This is a genomic window from Oceanisphaera litoralis, from assembly GCF_016907015.1.
GTDB lineage: Bacteria > Pseudomonadota > Gammaproteobacteria > Enterobacterales > Aeromonadaceae > Oceanimonas > Oceanimonas litoralis.
This window is the reverse complement of record NZ_JAFBBE010000040.1, coordinates 1-5,003: the sequence shown is the minus strand read 5'-3', so window position 1 is coordinate 5,003 and position 5,003 is coordinate 1. Positions and strand designations below refer to the sequence as shown.

At 52.6% G+C, this 5,003-nt stretch carries 4 protein-coding genes and 1 riboswitch; of the genes, 2 read left to right on the top strand and 2 right to left on the bottom strand.

All coding sequences use genetic code 11. From position 1 onward, the window contains the following. Nucleotides 1-561 precede the first annotated feature (561 nt). Nucleotides 562-1,032: an RNA recognition motif domain-containing protein gene (locus HNR62_RS15850; protein ID WP_204797051.1), complete on the top strand. Its 471-nt coding sequence runs from the start codon at nucleotides 562-564 to the stop codon at nucleotides 1,030-1,032. Nucleotides 1,033-1,053: 21 nt separating this feature from the next. Here HNR62_RS15850 and murI read toward each other — a convergent pair whose 3' ends face one another. Continuing rightward, entirely contained in the window at nucleotides 1,054-1,884 is an 831-nt protein-coding gene (gene murI / locus HNR62_RS15845) for a glutamate racemase (protein WP_204797050.1), read from the bottom strand. A gap of 340 nt (nucleotides 1,885-2,224) precedes the next feature. Beyond that, nucleotides 2,225-4,015: a TonB-dependent receptor domain-containing protein gene (locus tag HNR62_RS15840; RefSeq protein WP_204797049.1), complete on the bottom strand. Its 1,791-nt coding sequence runs from the start codon at nucleotides 4,013-4,015 to the stop codon at nucleotides 2,225-2,227. A gap of 37 nt (nucleotides 4,016-4,052) precedes the next feature. Further along, a riboswitch (cobalamin riboswitch) is annotated at nucleotides 4,053-4,258 on the bottom strand. A gap of 387 nt (nucleotides 4,259-4,645) precedes the next feature. Between HNR62_RS15840 and HNR62_RS15835 the strand changes: the two genes are divergently transcribed. After that, a complete protein-coding gene (locus tag HNR62_RS15835; RefSeq protein WP_204797048.1) occupies nucleotides 4,646-4,927 on the top strand; it encodes a hypothetical protein in 282 nt (93 codons plus the stop codon). Nucleotides 4,928-5,003: the final 76 nt, after the last annotated feature.

Below are 5,003 nucleotides of genomic sequence, written 5' to 3'. Positions count from 1 at the left end.
GCTGCTATTTCTAGTTGCACTCCGACAAGACATTGAAAAACAATATTTTTTTGTTTCCCAACTCCCTGCGAGTGCCCACACAGTTTGCTTGATAAGTTGTTAAAGAGCGTGACCTTGTTCAGGTCAGGGATGCGTAATTTACGCACTCCATCATGTTTCGTCAAGCGTTGATTCAAACTTTGTTTCGTTATCTTCAAACCCTTGTGACCGTTGGCGTGTTACCCCGTGTCAGTGGATGCGCATTATAGGGAGCCGCCGATTTTGCGCAAGGGCTTTTTTGATAAAAACAGACCTTTGGTGACCGAAAGCTTAAACACCCAGCAAGAACACACCTTAACCACAGGGTTACCCACAGACGACGGGGTATCAAACATCCGCGTGATTATATTTTAAACACTTCTGCCTGCTTAGATTATCCAAGATCACATTTATGATGGTTACCGTCCGTTGTCATTACTCTGCATAGCTCAATTGAGGCTATGCTGTTATCGACGGCATGAGCTCTATTGTTTCGCTGCCGACATGCCATGCACATTCATCCACTTTGAGATTGGACTGCCGATGAAGTTATCCCAGTACCCTGTTTATATTCAGTCTGCCCTGTTGGCTCTGGGCCTTGCCCTGGTCGGTTATGTTGTTATTGGCTTGACTGCGCCTTCTCTGTCTCCTGCCATTTTGTTTGCACTTGGCTTGCTGCTGGGAGGGTTCCTGATCCCCTTGTTCACCCGCCCCCCGGTGCCGGAGGCGATTCCGACCACCACGCTGTATGTAGGCAATCTGCCTTACCGGGCCAATGAGGCCTCGGTGCGGACGCTGTTTGAGAGCTTTGGTCAGGTGCTGTCGGTTCGACTGATGAAAGACAAGCACACCGGCAAGCGCCGTGGCTTTGGTTTTGTGGAGATGCCGAGTGATGCGGCCCAGGCGGCCCAGCAGGCATTGAACGAATCTGAGTTTCAGCAGCGCACGCTGAAGGTCAGAGAAGCCAATGAACGTAAAGATGAAGAAGAAGGCAACGATCAGGGTCAGCCCTGAACTCGTCTGTTATATGAAGCGCTAAGGTGTAAAGCACCCTAGTGAGCCAAACCCTTCTTTACCAAAAGTCCCGGCCTGCAGCCGGGCTTTTTTTGTCAGTTGGGTACAAAACAGCTGGCCCGGCCCGATATTGGCCTGGTACTCACTCTGCGATGGAGCCGTGTGCAACAGTAGACTAGCGACCCGACGGGCAATGGCTGCACCGGAATCGATGAGTTTGACCCGAGGCAGGCAAAGACTCAGTTCCTCGGCCAGCAAGGGAAAGTGGGTGCAACCCAGTACTATGGTGTCCGGTCCCTGCGCGCCTCGCCAGGGCGCCAGTATCTGGCCCAGGCGATGGGTGTCGACCGGTCGGCCCGAGAGTTTGTCCTCCGCCATTTTCACCAGCTCGGTGGTCCCCAGCAAAGACACTCGCAGATCGGCGGCAAAATTCTGAATAAGCTCCGTCGTGTAACGTCGGGACACGGTGCCCGGGGTGGCCAGCAGGCCGATATGGCCCGGCTCGCTGGCGAAGGAGTTAGTTTGATGAAGCAGACGGCTGTATTCGGCGGCCGGCTTGATGGCCGGTACCACACCCACTACCGGAATAGGCAGACGCTCGCGCAGTGCGGGCAACACATGGGTGCTGGCGGTATTGCAGGCAATAATGGCGATATCGACGGGATGGCGTGCGACGAAGGCCTCGAATAGCTCGAGCACCCGCTCGACCAGGCGTGACTCGCCCAGCTCGCCATAGGGGAAGCAGGCGTTATCGAACAGATACAGATACTGATGACCCGGCAGGGTCTTGCTGATCTCACGATAGACGGACAAGCCGCCCATGCCGGAGTCGAAGATAAGAATGTTTGCCATTATCTGCCCTTAATGTGCAAGGCCTGCCCTCACTGTTGTAAGGCCGTCATGATAACGCCAAATTCGACCATGAAAAAGCCGGCGCGAAGGCCGGCTATAGAGTAAAGCTGTCTACCAACTCAGGTCATGTCGGACAAAGGGCCAACTTCACGACACGCTTCAAGCTCTTCCCTGAGACGCTCGGAAAATGCATCTGACCGCCAGGGACGGTGGGAATGCCGAAACTGCAGGAGCTAGTTTCGATCATGGCATTTGATCGGTCGTGAAGCCGTTCCCTTTGTCCTCCTGTCAAACTATCGCGTCACCGGCAGTTCGGCAGCAATTCACGCTGACTGGAGATTCAGAAGCGGTAGTCGGCACCGACGTAGAACTCCATGTCGGGGGCGTCGTAGCCAGACACCACCTGATACTCCTTGTCGAACAGGTTGTTGATCTTGCCGTTCAGGGTCAGCTGCTGGGTCAGCGGATAACGGGCGCCGATATTCCAGATGGTGTAGGAGGGGGTAAAGGTCCTTGCAAAAGAGTTTGCATCGAATGTTTCACGATCACCCACATACAGCACTTGAGCAAACAGATTTGTCCTGGCCACATCCATATCACCGCTCCAGCTAAATTTGCGCTTCGCACGATTAGCCAACTGTTTTCCCTGATTAGGTGCCCGCTTATCTTCCGCATCGGTATAGTCAAAACTGACAGTATGATTTACGGGGCCTGTCGTGGTTTTTACTACAAACTCAACGCCTTTGATTAGCGCATCTGTACTGTCTTTCCTCGTTGGGCTTTGACTAAAAAGCAAATTATCAATTTCATTACGATACAAATTTAGCTGCCAATTAAGCCGCTGATAATCGCCTGTAAACGACAACTCCCAATTTTCAGACTCCTCTGGATCGAAATCTGGGTTCCCCCAAAAAGCGTACAACTCCAGGAGAGTGGGCGCCCTAAATGCAGTACCATAGCTTAGCGTGGCCTTGTGCTGTTCCGGCAGGTCAATCGACAGAGCACCCTGCCAGGTTTCGTAAGTTCCAAACTGCTCGTTATCATCGACCCGGCCAGTCAGCTCGACCGATACCGGTGACCAGTTATGAAACACAGAAGCATAGACACCGGTATTATCCCGGTCGGGAGCTGTAGTGCCCGTAGTTCTGGCCAGCAGGCGATCCCGCTGCCAGTCCATGCCTGTAAGCACGTAACCTCGCTCAGAGTAGTGATACTGGGTCAGGCCATCAAGACGGGTCGTGGCGGTGCTGGTGTTGGAAGCTGTGTCACGGCCGGAGTCAGAGTTCCAGTCTTCGGCTTCGTATTCACCGTAGCTGGCATTCAACTGAGTGACCAAGAGTTGTCCCTGATAGCGAATGCCGGTATCAACTTGGTAAGTTTTGGTGTTGTTCGTGTTGAAAAAACCGTCGTACTCGAGCCGGTTTTCCCAACCATTGAAGTTAGCATCCCAGATCCAGTTTTGATTCAATAGATGCTCGATACCCAAGGTCAGTGTCTTGCTGTCGAACCCATCACGATCAGACTCGTTATTATCGGGAATAACATCATAGCCGCGGGTCTCCCGAAAGCCGGTGGCCAGCTGCAGCCGGGTAGCCTCGGTGATCCACTGATTGATGGATACATCGGCGGCATAGTAGTCGTTGCTACCGGTAGTCACCCCCACCTGGGCGCTATTCACCTGAGAGGTAGTGATGATATTGACTACGCCGCCGATGGCCTTGGAGCCATAGATAGCAGCACGGGGACCGCGAATATACTCGATGCGCTCGACATTGGAGACCGGCAGCTGGCTGAAGTCCACGTTACTGGATACCATTTGCGCCATGGGCTTGCCATTGAACAATACCAGCACATGATCCGAGTTGGTGCCGCGCACAAACAGGCTGGTCTGCTGGCCAATACCCCCGTTCTGAGAACCGAACTGCATACCCGGCAGGGTTTCGAGCAGGTCGACCAGGGATCGAGGCTGCCGGCGTTCGATGTCGGCCTTGGTGATCACTGCCACCGGGGCCAATGCGCTGGTGAGCGGCTGCTCTACCCGGTTGTAGATGGTAATGGAAGTAGGTTCAGATGAATTCTGGGCATAGGAGGCCCATGGCAGCAAGGCAGCTACCAACCACTTTTTGGACATGTTTTTCCCTAGTACGCGTAGTGACTGCCAGCAGGCCCTTCCTGTTGGCTCTTTGGCAGGTATTCGGGCTTGGAGGCTAGGGCCTTGGCCCACCTAAACGACGGCTTCCCACCCTCTTTCTTTAATTGGGCAGTGCCTGGGTTACCCCCTGTCGTGTCGTTCCTCTTTACCGCTGCGCGCCAGCTCCGGATTTGCACCGGATTCCCGTTTATGCCTGTCGGCACCAAAGCGGGGGGCATTATAGGAAAAGGAGACCTGACTGTATATGCAGAAACAGCGGTAAAATACGCACAATTCATCATAAAGTTCATATGATCCAGATCTGAATCAAGCGGGGTTTACGTTCCGGCAACATATGATCATTTTCCAGCCTGCCTAACCTCATGAGCAGGATCGGCTTCTCTCTGCACACTTCGCCATCCTCTGTTTATGCAATCCACCGCAAACGCCGCATGCCGTGCGTACCGTTTCTGCCGACAGGATCCGTTGAACATTCGACAGCTCTGCGGCTAAACACCCGAGTTCCCGAGCCACCCGCCTTGACAATGCATTATTGAAACTTGTATTAACAATCCCGCCTCGGCTCTTGAAAGAGCTTATTGATATTAAAATAAAAAGGAAAAATCCATTTTGTCATTGAATACGCTCGTAAAAGCGACAGCAGGTGGAATGCTGCTCGCGGTACTGACAGGTTGCGCCAACCATTTGCCCGCGGAAACCGTCAACGCCATGGATATTGATCGGGAGTCGGTACGCCAGGATTATGTATTTCAGGTTCAGGGAGCCGGGCAGAAATTTATTGATCAACCCTTTCCCCATTTCAGTGTGACCGAACATGAATCCTTTCGTGTCACCACCTACTCGGTCAATAAAACCCTCGAGGTGTATACTCCCTCATTCGTTAGTACTTAAGCTTGATTTTCTATTAATAAACAACAAGATGACATTACTCCAGTACAGGGTAAATACTCAAGCCCAATTGCAGTAA